Here is a 17,936-nt window from a genome sequence, read left to right on the forward strand (position 1 = left end):
TCCCCGTCCGACCGGGACGCCCCCGGCGGCTCGGCGGACGACTGCCGGGCGTCCCCCACGGCCGGTGACTCCCCGACGGCCGGTGACTCCCCCGGCGCCGGCGCGGGCGCTTCCGACGGCTCAGCCGCCCCTGGAGCTCCCGGCGCTTGCTCCGGCCGGGGTGATTCTGACGTGTGCTCTGATGCCACGGGACCCCTCCCCACCGGCAGTGCGCGCACGCGAGCCATGGGCAGCGCGCCCCCCGGCGTCTCATTCGGTGCACGCCCGTGGTGGTGATCACCGCGGGCGGCGTGGCCGAAAGAGTAACCGCCTGTGACGATCGTCAGCCCTACAGGGCAACGCTGTGGCAGTTCCGTGACAGTCGGGCACCGACGACGGCGGCGGACGGCGTGGTGGCGCGCGGCGCTGTCGGGCGCCGTCGGCGGCCTACCGCGTCATCCAGTCGGGCAGCTCTTCCGTCTGCGCCGTCCACTCCGCCGGCGGCGCACCCGCGGTGCCCGCCGCGACGACCCCGCCGACGATCGCGCACGTCGTGTCGACATCGCCGCCGGCCTGCGCGGTCACCCAGAAGGCCTGCTCGAAATCGCCGAGGCTGCGGGCCGCGGACCAGAGGGCGAAGGGGACGGTGTCGTGCGCGCTCGTGCGGCGACCGTTGCCCAGGACCGCGGCGACCGTGCCCGCGTCCTTGTAGTCCAGCATGTCCCGGGCCCTGCGCAGCCCGGCGCCGACCGCGCTGCGCGGCACGAGCGCGATCACGCCGTCCAGGAGATCGGTGGGCGTCGGGGGCCCGGTGGGCGAGGCCGCGAGCGAGGCCGCCGCCGCGACCGCCATCGCGCCGACGACGGCTTCCCGGTGCTGGTGCGTGGTGTACGAGGAGATCTCGGCCTGGTGCGTGGCCTGCTCGGGGTCGTCCGCGTACCAGGCGCCGAGCGGCGCGATGCGCATCGACGAGCCGTTGCCCCACGAGCCCTGTCCCTGGAAGAGCGCAGAGGCCAGCTCGCGCCAGTCCTCGCCCTCCCGGACCAGCCTGAGCAGGCGGTTCACGGCGGGGCCGTATCCCCGGTCGAAGTCGTGGTGCACCGCGAAGGAGCGGGCGAGCGCGTCCTGGTCGATGCGGTGGTGCTTCGCGAGCACGGCCAGCACCGAGGCGGCCATCTCGGTGTCATCGGTCCACTGCCAGGGCCCGGGCGGCAGGGCCCGGTCCTTGAGGAGCGGATAGTTGGCGGGCACGAAGAACTGGGAGCCCAGGGCGTCCCCCACGGAAAGGCCACGCAGGCTGGCAAGGGCGCGGTCGAAGCGCTGGTCGGAAGCGGATGCGGTCATCGCTCCCACTCTATCCGGTGATGCCGTACGGCTCAGGGGTGCGCCAGCGCTCGAACGGCCTGTCCAGCGTGTAGCGGCCGTCCTTTCCGAGTACCAGCGCCCGGTATTCGCCGTTGCCCGGATTGGAGAGCGATTCGAATTCGGCCACGGACCAGTGGAACCAGCGCATGCAGAAGAGCCGCATGGTCAGTCCGTGGGTGACCAGCAGGACGTTCGGCGGGTGGTCGGGGTCCTCGAAGCTGCGGTACAGGCTCTCCAGGAACGCGCCCACCCGGTCGTACACGTCCGCACCGGACTCGCCCTGCGCGAACCGGTAGAAGAAGTGCCCGTAGGCGTCCCGGTAGGCCTTCTGGAGGCGGACGTCGTCCCGGTCCTGCCAGTTCCCCCAGTCCTGCTCGCGCAGCCGGGGCTCCTCACGGACCCGGACGCGTTCGAGATCCAGCCCGAAGGACCTGAACGTCTCGTGCGTACGGCGGTAGGGCGAGACGTACACGCTCACCCGCTCCTCGCCGAAGAGTTCGCTCAGCCGGGCCCCCGTCTCCCGGGCCTGCCGCAGTCCGGCATGGGTGAGTTTCAGTGCGTGGTCGGGCTCGCGCTCGTACACGGTGTCGTCGGCGTTCCCCTCGGACTCACCGTGCCTGACGAGGACAATGCGTTGCGGTCGTGCCATGTACCGACCCTAGATCGAGTGGCGACCGTTCGAGCAGTTGTCCATAACCAGGCGGTGCATGTCGCCGGTGAAACCGCGGTTGCGCCGGCCGGTCAGACGGTCCAGGCCGGTTCGAGCTGGACGACGTCGCCGGCGAGCGAGGCCACGTCGTCCTCGGTCTGCGCCCGCTGCGAGAGCCGTTCGACGCTCGCCGGCCGGTACTTGCCGCGCTCCGCGCTCGACTGCCACATCGACAGGACCAGGAACTCGTGCCCGGGCGCCTCCCCGCACACACCGCGCAGCATCCCGGGTGATCCGGCCATCGCCGGGTTCCAGACCCGCTGCTGCATCAGCGCGAAGTGCTCGACACGGTCCTCGTGCACCCTGCTGTGCGCGACCCTGACCACATCGGCGTCCGTGAAGTGGGGTTCGAAGCCGGTCTTCACGTCGAAGCGGTACTCGAACAGCTTGACCTGGATGTCGTTGCACGTACCGGCCTGTGCCGCGGCCAGGGCGTCGTGCCCGCGCGCCATGAACGAGTCGTAGAAGACCCTGTTCTCCCAGAACGCGAAGACATGGGCCACCTCCGGCCGGCTGCGGCTCCAGCCACCGCCCTGCCCCCTGAACCCCGGCTCACCCAGCAGCCCCGCCCACTTCCGCTGCCCCCGCTCGAAACCGCGACGGTCCCCCACACTGCAGCGAATCCACTTGACCAGCACTGAACCATCGTACGGGTGACGGACGTGGCGTGGGTCACGCTCCGTCGGAGTGCGTCAGAACCGGTCACGGGTGATCGCACAATGATCGCCATGACCTCGCTGCACACCAACCCACTGTTCGAACGCCTCGATGCGGCTGAACGGATCCTCGTCGCCGGTGCGGGCGGCGGCTTCGACATCTACGCGGGGCTCCCCCTCGCGCTCTCCCTGATCCACCGGAACAAGCGGGTGCAGTTCGCCAATCTGTCCTTCAGCGCACTCGAAGGACTTCCCCTCGACTCCTGGCTCGCCCCCGACCTCGCCGTCATCACCCCCGAAACCTCCCCGCACCAGCTCTACTTCCCGGAACGGACCCTCGCGCAGTGGCTCGCCCTGCACGGCTACCCCGGGACCGTCCACGCCCTGTCCCGCACGGGGGTCCAGCCGCTGCGGGCCGCCTACCGCGCACTGATCGAGCGGTACGACATCGATGCCGTCGTCCTCGTCGATGGAGGCACGGACATCCTGATGCGGGGCGACGAGTCCGGCCTCGGCACCCCGGAGGAGGACCTGACCAGCGTCGCGGCGCTCGCCGCGATCGAAGGACCGGACCGCCTGGTCGTCTCCATCGGCTTCGGCGTCGACGCCTACCACGGCGTGAGCCACGGCCTGGTTCTGGAGAACATCGCCGCGCTCGAACGCGACGGCGCGTACCTGGGAGCGTTCTCCGTGCCCCGTACGACCCGCGAGGGCGCGCTGTTCGTCGACGCGGTGGCCCACGCCCAGGAACACACGCCCGATCATCCGAGCATCGTCAACGGATCGATCGCCGCGGCGGTCCGTGGTGAGTTCGGCGACGTCCGGTTCACCTCGCGCACGAGCGACAGCGAGCTGTTCGTCAATCCTCTGATGTCGCTGTACTTCGCCTTCGAGCTGGAGGGGGTCGCCCGCAACTGCCTCTATCTGGACCGCATCGAGCACACCCACCTCATGCGTCAGGTCAGCAGCGCGATCGAGGCCTTCCGCGACGAGGTGCGCACCCGTCCGCCGCGCCGGATCCCGCATTGAGACACCCGGTCGTCCTCGATGGCCCGATTACACCCTCGCGGCTCCGAACCGGTTGGTTCCAGGGGCCGTTGCGGACATGATCGGGCTATGAACCGGAGCGACGGCCCCGCGCGAAGGAGCGAAGCCCGATGAGTACTCCCAACAAGGACATCGAGAAGGTCGAGATCAGGGTCAAGTGGGACCCCAGTCCTCACGGCGAGCCCGCCAACGACCTCGACATCATCGCGGCGACCTACGCGGTGGAGGAGCCGTACGGCGCCCCCGCGTACCTCGTGCACTTCGACAGCCGGGCTCCCGACGGCACCATCACGCTCAACCGCGACAGCCGGACCGGGCAGGGGCTGGGGTACGACGAAGTCATGACACTGGAGCTGAACCGGCTCTCGGAGGCGTACTCCCGGGTCGTCGTCGGCGTCGCCATCCAGCAGCGCGACGGCCGCAAGACGTTCGGGGCGATAGAGAGCACCGGCGTGCAGATCCGTGAGGGGTACACCAGCCTCTCCGAGGACGACTTCTCGGGGGTCGGGGCGGCGACGGCCGCCGTCGTCGCCGAATTCGTACGGGACTCCTCAGGAGTCTGGCAGTTCCATGACACGGTGCGCGGCTTCGACGGCGACGCCGACTCGTTCGCCGCGGCGATGGGCAGCCGCCCGCCCGGGCCGTGAGGCTCCGGGGGGACGGCCGAAGGGGGCGGGCAGGAACTCCGTGACCGGAGTCCTGCCCGCCCCCTTCGTCGGGCCTGGCCCCTGCCGGGGCACCCGGTCCGGTACTGGCGGAGACCACTTATTCCTGGCGTGCGCTATTCCTCGGCATCCGGCTCTCGATCGGGGAACGCACGCAGCCTCAACTGTGGCGCCCTGTGATCGGCGAGCCACCGCATCCGGTTGTCATCCGCCGCCAAGCCGGCGCGTGCGGTGTGGGTCCACTCCTCTCGGTCGAGGACCTCGAGGTACGTCGACCGGAGCTCTTCCTGCTGCGTCGCGGTGCACCCCGCAGCCTTGGGAGACTCCGTGGTCAGGTGCTGAGTGAGCAGAGCGATCGTGAAGTAGCGCTCGACGGTCGGGCTGAGAGAACCCACATGGCGAGCATGAGCTTCCAGGACCACTCCCGAATGGGGGTAGTGAGCGAGGGTCAGCCCCATCCCCCCGCAGTCGCTCATCAGATGGAGTATCCGACCGATATGGTCGACCATCTCGCTGTCAGAATCGAGGTCTGTAAGCGCCTCATGGAGCTTAGCGACTGTGGCGACCTTGCCGGCGAAGTATCCGTTGAGGAAGTCGCCGTCACAGGCCCTGCGAAGCAGCCACGGCCGGGCAGTTGGATCGTCGAGCCTGCAGAGTGCTTCAACGACATACACGCGTCCCCAGCCTGTGACTCGCTCGGCGAGCCAGATCAGGGCTTCGACTCCTCCTGTCTGCTGCTCGAAGGCGTGCGCCGCCAGTGGCCCGAAGCGGTCGGAGAGCAGCCCGATCGTCTGAATCAGTGGGGTGTCGTCAGCGGTTGCCACAACGGCGAGCAGGGCGAGCCCGACGGTGACTGAGCAACGATCGGTGCCATAGCGGACGAGCCAGCGGCCCGTTTGACGAGCGCGTTCTGTCTCCACCCGCGCAGCCGCGGCGGCAATATGCTCGTTGTGGTGAATCGGGATGTAGACGTCGTGAAAGACGTCGGCCAGTTCGCTGGGCAGGGCAGCGACCCTCGCGAAATGCGTATCCAGAATGAGCGCAATTTCCTTGCCGGCCAAGTGCCGGTCTTCGGGTGCCTTCGGGCCTCGGCGACGGTGCAACGCGTCGTCGGGATAGGGGTACCCGTCGCGCGGAAGCGGATCATCCGGAGCTTGTTGGTGTAGCCACAGCGCGTGTTCGAACAGCGTTGTCGGTGATCCGGGCAGTCCTGTCCCGGTCGTCTCGCTCATCGGCGGACGGCGGACTCGATTCTCTTGATCATGGCTCGGAGCATGCCACGACAGCAATCGCCACGACAAGCCCTCGACTCGGCGGCGGGTTGCATCAAACGCAATAGCCAGGCGTCACGCGTGTCAGGGCGGTGGAGCCGCGAGTTCGGCTCCACCGCCCTGACCAGCCACTTCATGCCCCTCAAGGCACTCGGTGTACTGGCGGAGGGGGCACCAATCTCTGAGGTGCCGTATTCCTGTGGGATCACATCCTGTGCCGTTGCGGCCAGGGGTAGCCGAGCTGGCGGGCGAACTCCGGCGAGCCGCCGCAGACTTCGGCTGCCACGCGCGGGTCCCCCGCCGTGAGTTCCTCCACCAGCCGGCGGGTCTGGGTCGCTGGGTCTCCGCTGGAGATGTTCAGGGTCACCTGGAACTGGAGCCAGGGGCGGTCTTCCGTGATGGCGGATCGGCCCGGGTGGAAGAGGAAGAGATTGATCTGGTCCGGTGGCTCCCAGAGCCGGGCGGACACACTGCCAAGCTCGCAGTCCCAGCGTTCGAGCCAAGCAGTCCGCTGCCGGAGTTCGTCTTCAAGCAGCCGGGCAACAGTCCTTGCTGGCCATTCCCAGGAGCGATCCAACGTTGCACGCTCGAGCTCTGCTCGGTATTGCTGAGCGTCGAACCTGAACTCTGGCAGGGCAACCTCATCTTCATCGGGGTTACGCCACGCATCCCAAACCACTTGGTCGCCATCACGACGGATCGTCACATAAAGAGCTCCGCAGCACCCTTCAGTGCAAGTTGCCTCCGCCAATCGGACCTCGCGTGGGTCCACGCTTGCATGCAGCGGCCCGTCGGGAAGGAGGAGGTAGCGAGGGTCCTCGCCCGGCCCCTCGTCGAATACCTCAGCCACTACGTCCCGCCCATCGATGTGGGGACGTACTTCCACTGCACTTCCACGAGACACCTGGTCCGGAACAACAACACGGAGGACGAAACTCTGCAGGTCAAGGGTCACGGGACGATCGTCGGCCAGTGGCGGGCCGTTGTCACCTGGTTTCCTGCGGGCCATCTCCGCTGGAAGCCCTGGCCTCGATGAAGGCAGCCCAGTCACGCTTCATGTATCGCACCCAGTCGACTGCCGTATTGATGTGCACGCCGAGGATCTCGCTGAGGATGGACGCAGGCAAGTCAGAAGCGAGAGCCAGCACCGCACTGTTCTTTGCCGGCCGCACAGCGATGCCATGGGAAATGAGCCTATTCGCCAGTGGAGTCGCGCCCGTTGGCCGGCCGGCCAAGTCCGGCCAAGTTGCCAGGGAAGACCCACTTTCTCGTTGTGTTGGGCCTCTCGACCAGCGAGCGAGGCACCGTCCTGGCCTGCTCAACCACAAGTTGAGCGACGGCGGGAGGCATGAGGACTGGATGCCGACCGAGAGTGATATAGGTACCGCTGGACCGCTCTTCGACATGCTCCAGAGTTAGTTGAACAATCCGGCTGACAGGTACTCCGTAGAGGAGAACAAGGGATCCGGCGGCACGAACATCCAAGGGCAGGTCCGCGTCTTGGACGCAATGCTTGAGGAGTTCAACCTGCTCCTCTTCGCTGTGGAAATTCTCAGGATCGCCTGAAGTGGGTGCTTCCCGACCACACCGCTTCCTGACACTTCCTTGCGTACCGACTGGTCCACCACAACCACTTCGATCAGTTGCTCAACACCACAGCCGAGAATGTCGCAAAGCGCAGCCAGCGTGTCCATGGAGAGTCGCTGCGGAGGCTGCGTGACGAGTCGGAAGACTTGCTCACGCGACAGATGAACACCACGCTCGGCAAGGAGCGGGACCAGGTCAGTTGTCTGAAACATTCCCTGGGATGCCATTAGCTGGCGAAGGTGCCAGTTGTATCCCATCTTCTTAATCATTCTCCTGGACCCCATAGATGCGCGTGACGCGATTTCAGGGATCTCTGCACTAGTCGGTTCCGGTACTCATCAGAAACTCCCGAGTAGATGGCAGTAGTTGATGCATACTCATGACCAACCTGATCCTGAACAAATCGCTCCGGGTAATCAAATTCAAGCAGGTGCGTAACGTACGAATGCCGCAGGCAATGGAGGTCGAGCTCGTCAGGGAGACCAGCTAGGGTTCGAGCCGTACTGAACGCCTCATCCAAGCGCCGCAAGGAAAGGCGCCCGCGGCGCTCTGTTACCCATAGAGCCGGATGCTTCCCTGGAAGAAACTCTGGACGAACTTCTTCGAGATACTGATTCAAGACGTCAACTACCCAGTCGAATTCTGGGACAGTCAAGACTGTGCGCCGTTTTGGGCGTCCCCCCTTGGAAGACTTTCCGTAGCGGACGAACAAGGCACCGTAACGCCCGTAGTCGGGCACCTTGGGATTGCGCCGAAGGTCTGCCAAGTCCAGCCAGCAAGCCTCTCGCCGTCTCAGACCAAAGGCGTAGACAACCTTGAGCGCAGCGGAATCCCTCAGGGCTGCCAAAACGCCCTTTCTGCGGCGAGATCGAATCGAATCCGTTCGACCATCAGCTGCATCAAACAGTGCCTGAACTTCGTCGTACGTGAACGGCCGACGCCCAGGTGCCCCCTCGTACTCGCTGGAATGGGTGACGGTATTCCACTCGTGCAGAATCTGCGCAGGCACTTGGCCAAAGGCGTCCAGGCACTTGATGGGCCAGCCATAACGAGCGTCGGTTACGTACTCACAGAACAGCCTTAGGGCATTTTGGTAGCCACGTGCGGTCGAAACCGCCAAGTGTGGCCTCCGTGACCGCAGATGGCCGATGAAGGCCTCGGCTTCTTCTGCCTGCCACTGCCACGGATACTGGTTGGTGAACTCCGCGAATCTCTGAATCAGCCTGAGCCGCGGCGTGATCGTACCGTCCTCGTCCAGGAACCTGGCCCGTTGCTGCACGGCCCAACCAGCCAGCATCGCTTCGAAGGCCGCGGACTCCGGGTCCAGATACACAACCCCGCCAGCCATCACCAGGTGTGCCGCACCTGGGAGATCCACCCCTCTACTCGTGATGCATCTAACGCAACATCGTTGAATTGGTTACGCAGCCCAGGTCCCGGGCACGACGAAGGGGACCGACCAAAGGTCGGTCCCCTTCGTGAGCTGCTGGTCAGCTACGTGCGCGGGCTACGTCGGATGTTGCATCCAACGCAATTCGCCTGGTTTCAGCTGCAGCCGCTGGTCGAGCCGCAGCCCTCGCAGATGTAGCAGGAACCGGCGCGCTGCATCTTCGTACCGCAGGAGAAGCAGAGCGGGGCGTCCGCGCTGATGCCGAGCTGCATCTCGACGAGCTCCGCCGACGTGTGCGCCGTCCTCGGCGCGGCGGTCTCGGTCTCCGCGACCGGGGCCACCGCCTTCAGCGGCTCCGGCCGCACGGGGGCGGACTGGGCCAGGCTCTCGGCCTCCATCTGCTCCTCCTCGAACGACGGCTCGTAGGAGCCGGTGTCGAGGTGACGCTGACGCTCCTCGGCGGAGTGGATGCCGAGGGCCGAGCGGGTCTCGAAGGGCAGGAAGTCCAGCGCCAGGCGGCGGAAGATGTAGTCGACGATCGACTGCGCCATCCGCACGTCCGGGTCGTCCGTCATACCGGCCGGCTCGAAGCGCATGTTGGTGAACTTCGAGACGTACGTCTCCAGCGGGACGCCGTACTGCAGACCGACCGAGACGGCGATGGAGAAGGCGTCCATCATGCCCGCGAGGGTCGAGCCCTGCTTCGACATCTTCAGGAAGACCTCGCCGAGACCGTCGTCCGGGTAGGAGTTGGCGGTCATGTAGCCCTCGGCGCCGCCCACCGTGAAGGAGGTGGTGATGCCGGGACGGCCCTTGGGCAGGCGCTTGCGGACCGGGCGGTACTCGACGACCTTCTCGACCGCGGTGCGGATGGTGTCCTCGGCCTTGGCGGTGACCGCCTCCTTCTCCTTCTCCTTGGTCTTCGCGGAGAGGGGCTGGCCGACCTTGCAGTTGTCGCGGTAGATCGCGAGCGCCTTGACGCCCATCTTCCACGCCTCGAAGTAGACCTCTTCGACGTCCTCGACGGTGGCCGTCTCCGGCAGGTTCACCGTCTTGGACAGCGCGCCCGAGATCCACGGCTGGATGGCCGCCATCATGCGCACGTGGCCCATCGCGGAGATGGAACGCTCGCCCATCGCGCAGTCGAAGACCTCGTAGTGCTCGGTCTTCAGGCCGGGGGCGTCGATCACATTGCCGTGCTCGGCGATGTGGGCGACGATCGCCTCGATCTGCTCCTCCTGGTAGCCCAGGCGGCGCAGGGCCTGCGGGACCGTGCCGTTGACGATCTGCATCGAGCCGCCGCCGACCAGCTTCTTGAACTTGACCAGGGCGAGGTCGGGCTCCAGGCCGGTGGTGTCGCAGGACATCGCGAGACCGATGGTGCCGGTGGGAGCGATGACCGAGGCCTGCGCGTTGCGGAAGCCGTTCTTGGCGCCGAGGCGGATGACGTCCTGCCAGGCCTCCATCGCGGCGGCCCAGACCGGGTTGTCCAGGTCGTCGGCGTGTACGGCCACGGCGTTGGCGTCGGCGTGCTGCTTCATGACGCGCTGGTGCGGCTCGGCGTTACGGGCGTAGCCGTCGTACGGGCCGACGACCGCGGCCAGTTCGGCGGAGCGCTTGTACGAGGTGCCGGTCATCAGCGAGGTGATGGCACCGGCGAGCGCGCGGCCGCCGTCACTGTCGTAGGCGTGTCCGGTCGCCATCAGCAGGGCGCCCAGGTTGGCGTAGCCGATGCCCAGCTGACGGAAGGCGCGGGTGTTCTCGCCGATCTTCTCGGTCGGGAAGTCGGCGAAGCAGATGGAGATGTCCATCGCGGTGATGACCAGCTCGACGACCTTGGCGAAGCGCTCGGACTCGAAGGACTGCTTGCCCTTGCCGTCGTCCTTGAGGAACTTCATCAGGTTCAGCGAGGCGAGGTTGCACGAGGTGTTGTCCAGGTGCATGTACTCGCTGCACGGGTTCGAGCCGTTGATCCGGCCGGACTCGGGGCAGGTGTGCCACTGGTTGATCGTGTCGTCGTACTGGATGCCGGGGTCGGCGCAGGCCCAGGCCGCCTCGGCCATCTTGCGGAAGAGGGACTTGGCCTCGACCTCTTCGATGACCTCGCCGGTCATCCGGGCGCGCAGCCCGAACTTCCCGCCGGACTCGACGGCCTTCATGAACTCGTCGTTGACCCGGACCGAGTTGTTGGCGTTCTGGTACTGGACGGACGTGATGTCGTCGCCGCCCAGGTCCATGTCGAAGCCCGCGTCACGCAGGGCGCGGATCTTCTCCTCCTCCTTCACCTTGGTCTCGATGAAGTTCTCGATGTCGGGGTGGTCGACGTCGAGGATGACCATCTTGGCCGCGCGACGGGTGGCGCCACCGGACTTGATCGTTCCGGCGGAGGCGTCGGCGCCGCGCATGAAGGAGACCGGTCCCGAGGCGTTGCCGCCGGAGGAGAGGAGTTCCTTGGAGGAGCGGATGCGGGAGAGGTTCAGGCCGGCGCCGGAGCCGCCCTTGAAGATCATCCCCTCTTCCTTGTACCAGTCGAGGATCGACTCCATGGAGTCGTCGACGGCCAGGATGAAGCAGGCGGAGACCTGCTGCGGCTGGGGCGTGCCGACGTTGAACCAGACCGGCGAGTTGAAGCTGAAGATCTGGTGCAGGAGGGCGTACGCCAGCTCGTGCTCGAAGATCTCGGCGTCCGCGGGAGAGGCGAAGTAGCTGTAGTCCTCGCCGGCCTTCCGGTACGTCTTCACGATCCGGTCGATCAGCTGCCGCAGACCGGTCTCGCGCTGGGGGGTGCCGACGGCCCCGCGGAAGTACTTGCTGGTGACGATGTTGACCGCGTTCACCGACCAGAAGTCGGGGAACTCGACGCCACGCTGCTCGAAGTTGATCGAGCCGTCGCGCCAGTTGGTCATGACGACGTCACGGCGCTCCCACGCCACCTCGTCGTACGGGTGCACGCCGGGAGTGGTGTGGATGCGCTCGATACGCAGGCCCTGCTTGGTCGCAGTCGACTTGGTCCCCTTGGTGCGGGAACCTCGTGCCGGGCCGCTCGCCGTCTCTGTCATGCCGCCTCCCATATGTGGGCAAAAACGCCCTGAAGTGCCGAGAACTTCCCCGGGCACAGTGTGTGTCTGATGCTTCGGACGCCGCGTACGTCATGCGCCGTCCGGAGCAGGTCCTGGTGCCGGCCCGCACCCGATCTCCCGATCAGCGGGGCCGGGATGCCGCTCAGTCGGCGGCGACGGCGGGAACGGGGACCTCGAGGGTCTCGCCGGTCCCGCGTCCTTGTACGGGAGGCCGCCGCTCGCGGAGTTCCACGATGGCGGCCTCGAAGTCTTCGAGGCTGTCGAACGCCCGGTAGACGGACGCGAACCGCAGATACGCGACGAGGTCGAGTTCCTGCAGGGGGCCGAGGATGGCCAGACCCACGTCGTGGGTGGTCAGCTCCGCGCTGCCGGTGGCCCGCACCGCCTCCTCGACCCGCTGGCCGAGTTTGGCGAGCGCGTCCTCGGTGACGGGCCTCCCCTGGCACGCCTTGCGCACGCCGGAGATGACCTTGGTGCGGCTGAAGGGCTCGGTGACACCGCTGCGCTTGACCACCATGAGCGAACAGGTCTCCACCGTGGTGAAACGGCGGGAGCAGTCGGGGCACTGGCGACGCCGGCGGATCGAGGTCCCGTCGTCGGTGGTGCGACTGTCGACGACCCGGCTGTCGGGGTGCCTGCAGAAGGGGCAGTGCATGGCTCCCAACCCTCCTTCACAGCGCGACTGAATAGCCTCTTCAGGCCCGGTGAGGGGCCTTCGAAGCGGTCTCAAGCATAGGCGATGACCACACCCCCGATGGACGGGGACCACAACTTCTGGGTGGCCGTAGCAATCCAACCACTAGATCTTGGGTTTGGTCGCGCATTTGGCCCTGGCGCGTGTCGCGTACCCGGGCGGCCGGAAGGCAGCGTACGACCGACCACGAGGGTACGGGAAGCGGCCGGCGCCACCGAGTGCGGGGCGGCCCCACCGGGGCCCCGGGGACGGCCGGCCGACGGCCTCTGGGGACATCCGGGGCGGCCGGTCCGGGCCACCCCGCACGCCGGCGCGGCGGGCGCGGACGGTAGCGTCATGGGTGCACGTCGCCGGGCCGCCCGCGCACGAGGGACACGGTCGGACCGACGGTCCGGAACGACCGCGGGACACCGTTCCCGGCTTCGCTCATACACCCGGTACTGAACACTCGGCAGACTTTTATTCGTTTTTCACTCGAACGTGTGTTTGGCGCAACCTTTCGAAAGCTACTACCGTTGTCCAGCTAGGGAGACCATTCGAGAGGGGCCGACGTGACCACCACCGCAGACAGTGCCATCATCACTGCCCAGGACCGCTCCCAGAGCCGACTCGAGCCGGTGCATGCCATGAATGACTCAGTCACGAACACGGAGGGGGCCGAGCCCGCGCGCCCCGCGCGCTCGCTGCCCGGACGACCTCCTGGAATCCGGGCGGACAGCTCGGGGCTCACGGACCGGCAGCGGCGAGTGATCGAGGTCATCCGGGACTCCGTACAACGCCGGGGTTACCCCCCGTCGATGCGGGAGATCGGTCAGGCGGTGGGCCTTTCCAGCACGTCCTCCGTCGCGCATCAGCTGATGGCCCTGGAGCGCAAGGGCTTCCTTCGCCGCGACCCCCATCGCCCGCGGGCGTACGAGGTGCGCGGCTCGGATCAGCCCAGCACGCAGCCCACCGACACCACCGGGAAGCCCGCGGCGTCGTACGTGCCGCTGGTCGGCCGGATCGCGGCCGGTGGCCCGATCCTCGCCGAGGAGTCGGTCGAAGACGTGTTCCCCCTTCCCCGCCAGTTGGTCGGGGACGGAGAGCTCTTCGTCCTGAAGGTCGTCGGTGACTCGATGATCGAAGCGGCGATCTGTGACGGGGACTGGGTCACCGTACGACGCCAGCCCGTGGCGGAGAACGGAGACATCGTGGCCGCCATGCTGGAGGGCGAGGCCACGGTCAAGCGTTTCAAGCGGGAGGACGGCCACGTCTGGCTGCTCCCGCACAACTCGGCGTACCAGCCGATCCCCGGCGACGAGGCGACGATCCTCGGCAAGGTCGTGGCGGTGCTCCGGCGGGTGTGAACCCCGGCCGCGTGTGACAGGGCCCCTGGATCCGCCGGACGGATCCCGGGGCCCTGGCCGTGTCTCCGACCCGGTCCTACTTCCCTTCGGCCCTGGCCGCCGCATCGATCGCGGCGAGTGAGCGGCGTGCCTGGTTAGGGTCGGTCGTGTACCAGAAGTCGGGCATCGAGGCGCGCAGATAGCTGCCGTACCTGGCATTGGCCAGGCGCGGGTCGAGCACCGCGACGACGCCCTTGTCCCCGGTGGCGCGGACCAGGCGACCGGCACCCTGCGCCATCAGCAGCGCCGCGTGCGTGGCGGCCACGGCCATGAAGCCGTTGCCCCCCGCCTCCTCGACCGCCTTCTGTCGTGCGCTCATCAGCGGATCGTCGGGCCGCGGGAACGGAATGCGGTCCATGACCACCAGCTGACAGCTCGCGCCCGGGACGTCGACGCCCTGCCAGAGCGAGAGCGTGCCGAACAGACAGGTCTCGGGGTCGGCGGCGAAGTTCTTGATCAGCTCGCCCAGGGTCTCCTCGCCCTGGAGCAGGATCGGCTTCTCCAGCCGGCCCCGGAGCTCCTCGGCGGCGGCCTGCGCGGCCCGCATGGAGGAGAACAGTCCGAGGGTGCGCCCGCCGGCGGCCTCCACCAGCTCGGCCAGCTCGTCCAGCATGTCGGTGCGGGAGCCCTCCCGGCCGGGGGTCGCCAGATGCCGGGCGACGTACAAGATGCCCTGCTTCGGGTAGTCGAAGGGTGAGCCGACGTCCAGACCCTTCCACTGCGGGACGTCGTCGCCCGCGATGCCCTCCGGGGAGAGCCCGAGGGAGGCCCCCACACCGTTGAAGTCCCCGCCGAGCTTGAGGGTGGCCGAGGTCAGGACCACGGAGCGCTCGGCGAAGAGCTTCTCGCGCAGCAGCCCGGAGACGGAGAGCGGGGCGACCCGGACGGAGGCGCCGAAGCGGTCGTGGCGCTCGAACCAGACGACGTCGTACTCGGAGCCCTGCGTGATGCGCTCGGCGACGCCGTGGATCGTCTCGACCGAGGCCAGAGCCTGCTTGCGGACCGCGTCCTCGTCCTGGACGGCCTTGTCGCGCGTGGAGCCGAGCGCGGTGATCACCGTACGCGCGGCGTCGCGCAGGGCCATCAGCGCGTATCCGAGGTCCTCGGGCACCTCCTCGAGCCGGCCGGGCAGGGCCAGCTCCATCACCCGCTCGAACCCCTCCGAAGCCGTCTGCAGGGCGTCGGCCGCCTTCTCGTTGACCAGCTTCGCCGCGCGGCGCACCGCGCGGTTGACCTGGCCGGGGGTGAGCTCGCCGGTGGCCACTCCGGTGACCCGGGAGACCAGCTCATGGGCCTCGTCGACGATCAGTACCTCGTGCTGCGGGAGCACGGGGGCGCCCTCGATGGCGTCGATGGCCAGGAGCGCGTGGTTCGTCACCACCACATCGGCGAGCTTGGCGCGCTCCCGGGCCTGCTCGGCGAAGCACTCCGCCCCGTACGCGCACTTGGTGGCGCCCAGGCACTCCCGGGAGGAGACGGAGATCTGCGCCCAGGCCCGGTCCGAGACACCGGGGGTCAGGTCGTCCCGGTCGCCCGTCTCCGTCTCGTCGGCCCAGTCCCGCATGCGCAGCAGGTCCTGACCGAGCTTGCTCGACGGGGCCGCCGCCTCGAACTGGTCGAAGAGCCCCTCTTCCTCCTCCTGGGGCACGCCCTCGTGGAGACGGTGCAGGCAGAGGTAGTTCGACCGGCCCTTGAGCATGGCGAACTGCGGGCGGCGGCGCAGCAGCGGATGCAGGGCGTCGACCGTACGCGGAAGATCGCGCTCCACGAGCTGGCGCTGGAGGGCCAGCGTCGCCGTGGCGACGACGACTCGCTCGCCGTGTGCCAGGGCGGGCACCAGATAGCCGAGCGATTTGCCCGTGCCGGTGCCCGCCTGGACGAGCAGGTGGGATTGGTCGTCTACCGCCTCGGCGACGGCGCCGGCCATGGCGGCCTGGCCGGGTCGCTCCGTGCCGCCGACGGCGGTCACGGCGGCGTGCAGGAGCTCGGGGAGGGATGGCTTCGTCATAGCCCGGCCAGCCTACGGGGCGCCACTGACAACCACGGTCACTCCCGGCCTCGGGCGGAGAGGTGGAGCGGGTTGGGCACCGTGCCGTGGATCGCCGCGTGCGGGCGCTCGGGCCGGTCACGGTAGCCGTCCAGGTGCAGACGGTTGCGGTTGAGGCAGAGACGTTCGATGCGGGGCGTCAGCATGTCGAACATCTCGAACCTCTCCTTCATCCCGGGAAAGCGCGCGTGGTGGCGCAGGATCTCCGCCCGGACGAGTGACCAGAACTCGTCCTCCGGGACACCGAGCTGCTCTTCGCAGAGCGGGGACAGGAAGCGGAAGACCCCGGTGAAGAGACCGGAGTGGATGAACTGGGTGAGGAACGCGGGTTCCTCGGTGAGCAGGACCCGCCGCACGTCCGGCGGCATCGTGTCGTGCTCGGGCAGCGGCCGGGCGCTGACGTTCACGTCGTCGACGAAGTCCTTGATCGCCAGGCGGACCGGGACGTCCTGGTCGTCGAAGACGACGATGGCGTTCTCGCCGTGCGGGGAGAAGACGGTGCCGTAACGGTAGAGGAAGTGCAGCAGCGGCGGGAGCAGCGCGGCGAAGAGCCGGGTGAGCCAGACGGTGGGCGTCAGACCGGAGCGGGCGACCAGCTCGGCGGTGAAGGCGCGGCCCTGCGGATCGGTGTGCAGCAGCGAGGCGAGCGTGCGGGCGCGCTCGCCGGGCGCCAGGCGCGGCAGAAGGGGCTCGCGCCAGATCGCTCCGAGGATCTCCTTGAACTGGTACGGCGTCTCGGGGAGGTGGTCGTAGAGGGGATGCTCGACCGTGACCGAGGCGACCTCGCCGAGGAGGATGACGCCGCAGGTGTCGCGCAGGAACGGATCGTTGTCGCGCATCCCCTGCACCCACGTGGTGACGGCGGGTGCGGCGAGGGTCCGTTCGGTCGGCAGTCCGCGCCAGACCAGCGTGTTGAGGATGGACAGCGGGAGCTTGACCGTGTGCCGGTCGGGGCGCGCCAGATTGGCGAAGGTGCGGATGGACTGCTGCGGCAGTCGCAGGTCCGGGTCGGCGTGCAGGGGGACGATGTCGCCGGCGGCGATGGCCGGGGCGAACAGGGGCACGATCCACTCGTCCCACTGCCAGGGGTGGACGGGGAGGCAGTAGTACCCGGCCGGGTCGAGGCCGCGGCCGCGCAGGGCGGCGGCGAAGGACTCGCGCACCGCCGGGTCCAGCTCCTGGGCGTAGAGCAGGCCGGGGTCGGCGAGGGTGCTCACGCCCCGGTAGGCGGCGATCCGGGAGGAGACGGCGATCCACGGCAGCGTGACCGGTGTGCGGGCCTCGGGGGTGAAGAGGGCCGCGTCCGTGGCGGAGAAGCCGAGCCGTCCCTTGTTGGCGACGATCCACGGGTGGCCCGTCTGGTGGCCTTCGAGCTCGGCGTAGTCGAGGTCGGCCAGCTCGGCGGCGCTGAGTGCGCCGTGGTCGAGGCGGGCGTCGGCGGTGAGCGTGGTGGTGAGCTCGCGGACGAGATGGCCGAGGGTGGCGCCGTCCAGCCCGAGGAGGCGGCGGGCGCGGGCCAGGAACAGCAGCGGATCGCGGAAGGGGACGCTCCCCGCGATCTGGTCCGGAGCCGCCACCCCTGCCTCCGCACCGGCCCCGGCCCCACCGCCGGGACGGGCAGTCCTGTCCGCCTCCGCCGGCGCGCTGCTCGTTCCCCGGCCGGCCGAGCCGGCTTCCGATACCGCGCGGTTCGCCTCTCGCACGGCCGCATCCGCCTCCGTCGCCGCGCAGTTCGCCTCACGGATCGAGTCGGGGGCGACGCGCCAGCTGCCGTAGACCCCTCGCCGGGCGGTGAAGGTCAGGCTGCCGCCGTCGTCGAGCACGAGGGTGTACGTATCGCCCCCGGGGGATCGTGGTGCGGGCCGGACGACTTCCTCGTAGGCGAATTCGCCGAGCATCTTGGCGAGCAGCCGGGCGGCGGCCCGGTCCCAGACCGCTCGGTTGAGCTCCGGGGTGCTGAGCAGCGTGGGCGACTGGGCTGCATCACGGCTCGCGGGATATTTCGGCACGGGGACTCCTCGGGTGGGAACCGACGGGGTTCGAGCGGTGTGGGCAGGGCAG

Annotated in this window: 13 protein-coding genes and 1 pseudogene; 3 read left to right on the top strand and 11 right to left on the bottom strand. The window is 68.2% G+C overall.

From position 1 onward, the window contains the following. Positions 1–426: 426 nt before the first annotated feature. From ABZ454_RS15625 to ABZ454_RS15635, 3 genes are all read right to left on the bottom strand, one after another. Positions 427–1,323: an ADP-ribosylglycohydrolase family protein gene (locus ABZ454_RS15625; RefSeq protein WP_359538289.1), complete on the bottom strand. Its 897-nt coding sequence runs from the start codon at positions 1,321–1,323 to the stop codon at positions 427–429. A 10-nt stretch (positions 1,324–1,333) separates the two neighbouring features. Then, a complete protein-coding gene (locus ABZ454_RS15630; protein WP_356324580.1) occupies positions 1,334–1,993 on the bottom strand; it encodes a histidine phosphatase family protein in 660 nt (219 codons plus the stop codon). 92 nt (positions 1,994–2,085) lie between these two features. Then, positions 2,086–2,691 carry a YdbC family protein gene (locus tag ABZ454_RS15635; protein ID WP_356324582.1) on the bottom strand — a complete coding sequence of 202 codons (606 nt, stop codon included), beginning with the start codon at positions 2,689–2,691 and terminating at the stop codon, positions 2,086–2,088. Between the two features lie 90 nt (positions 2,692–2,781). Between ABZ454_RS15635 and ABZ454_RS15640 the strand changes: the two genes are divergently transcribed. Together ABZ454_RS15640 and ABZ454_RS15645 are read left to right on the top strand one after the other, a co-directional pair. Further along, positions 2,782–3,738 (top strand): DUF1152 domain-containing protein, encoded by a 957-nt coding sequence (locus ABZ454_RS15640; RefSeq protein ID WP_359538291.1) that lies wholly within the window; start codon positions 2,782–2,784, stop codon positions 3,736–3,738. A gap of 128 nt (positions 3,739–3,866) precedes the next feature. Beyond that, positions 3,867–4,403 carry a TerD family protein gene (locus ABZ454_RS15645; protein WP_359538293.1) on the top strand — a complete coding sequence of 179 codons (537 nt, stop codon included), beginning with the start codon at positions 3,867–3,869 and terminating at the stop codon, positions 4,401–4,403. A 134-nt stretch (positions 4,404–4,537) separates the two neighbouring features. On the opposite strand, the gene ABZ454_RS15650 is transcribed toward ABZ454_RS15645, so the two are convergent. The 6 genes and pseudogenes from ABZ454_RS15650 to nrdR all read right to left on the bottom strand — a co-directional run bounded on the left by ABZ454_RS15650 (position 4,538) and on the right by nrdR (position 12,404). Further along, positions 4,538–5,653: a hypothetical protein gene (locus ABZ454_RS15650; RefSeq protein WP_359538295.1), complete on the bottom strand. Its 1,116-nt coding sequence runs from the start codon at positions 5,651–5,653 to the stop codon at positions 4,538–4,540. A gap of 244 nt (positions 5,654–5,897) precedes the next feature. Then, positions 5,898–6,647, bottom strand: coding sequence for a hypothetical protein (locus ABZ454_RS15655; RefSeq protein WP_359538297.1), 750 nt, complete (start codon positions 6,645–6,647; stop codon positions 5,898–5,900). Positions 6,648–7,296: 649 nt separating this feature from the next. Continuing rightward, positions 7,297–7,548: pseudogene (locus ABZ454_RS15660) on the bottom strand (helix-turn-helix transcriptional regulator); the annotation flags it as partial. Next, positions 7,545–8,627 (bottom strand): tyrosine-type recombinase/integrase, encoded by a 1,083-nt coding sequence (locus tag ABZ454_RS15665; protein ID WP_359538378.1) that lies wholly within the window; start codon positions 8,625–8,627, stop codon positions 7,545–7,547. The pseudogene ABZ454_RS15660 and the gene ABZ454_RS15665, both read right to left, overlap by 4 nt. A gap of 197 nt (positions 8,628–8,824) precedes the next feature. Further along, positions 8,825–11,728 carry a vitamin B12-dependent ribonucleotide reductase gene (locus ABZ454_RS15670; RefSeq protein WP_359538298.1) on the bottom strand — a complete coding sequence of 968 codons (2,904 nt, stop codon included), beginning with the start codon at positions 11,726–11,728 and terminating at the stop codon, positions 8,825–8,827. Positions 11,729–11,891: 163 nt separating this feature from the next. Further along, on the bottom strand, positions 11,892–12,404 hold the full coding sequence (gene nrdR / locus ABZ454_RS15675; RefSeq protein WP_350997351.1) for a transcriptional regulator NrdR: 513 nt from the start codon (positions 12,402–12,404) through the stop codon (positions 11,892–11,894). 590 nt (positions 12,405–12,994) lie between these two features. On the opposite strand from nrdR, the gene lexA reads away from it, so the two are divergent. Then, positions 12,995–13,789, top strand: coding sequence for a transcriptional repressor LexA (lexA, locus tag ABZ454_RS15680; RefSeq protein ID WP_359538300.1), 795 nt, complete (start codon positions 12,995–12,997; stop codon positions 13,787–13,789). A 76-nt stretch (positions 13,790–13,865) separates the two neighbouring features. On the opposite strand, the gene ABZ454_RS15685 is transcribed toward lexA, so the two are convergent. Together ABZ454_RS15685 and ABZ454_RS15690 are read right to left on the bottom strand one after the other, a co-directional pair. Beyond that, positions 13,866–15,836 (bottom strand): ATP-dependent DNA helicase, encoded by a 1,971-nt coding sequence (locus ABZ454_RS15685; protein WP_359538303.1) that lies wholly within the window; start codon positions 15,834–15,836, stop codon positions 13,866–13,868. A 38-nt stretch (positions 15,837–15,874) separates the two neighbouring features. After that, on the bottom strand, positions 15,875–17,884 hold the full coding sequence (locus ABZ454_RS15690; RefSeq protein WP_359538305.1) for an IucA/IucC family siderophore biosynthesis protein: 2,010 nt from the start codon (positions 17,882–17,884) through the stop codon (positions 15,875–15,877). Between the last annotated feature and the right edge of the window lie 52 nt (positions 17,885–17,936).

Origin of the sequence: Streptomyces sp. NPDC005803 (assembly GCF_040630435.1) — a bacterium.
In the GTDB taxonomy this organism is placed as follows: Bacteria; Actinomycetota; Actinomycetes; order Streptomycetales; family Streptomycetaceae; genus Streptomyces.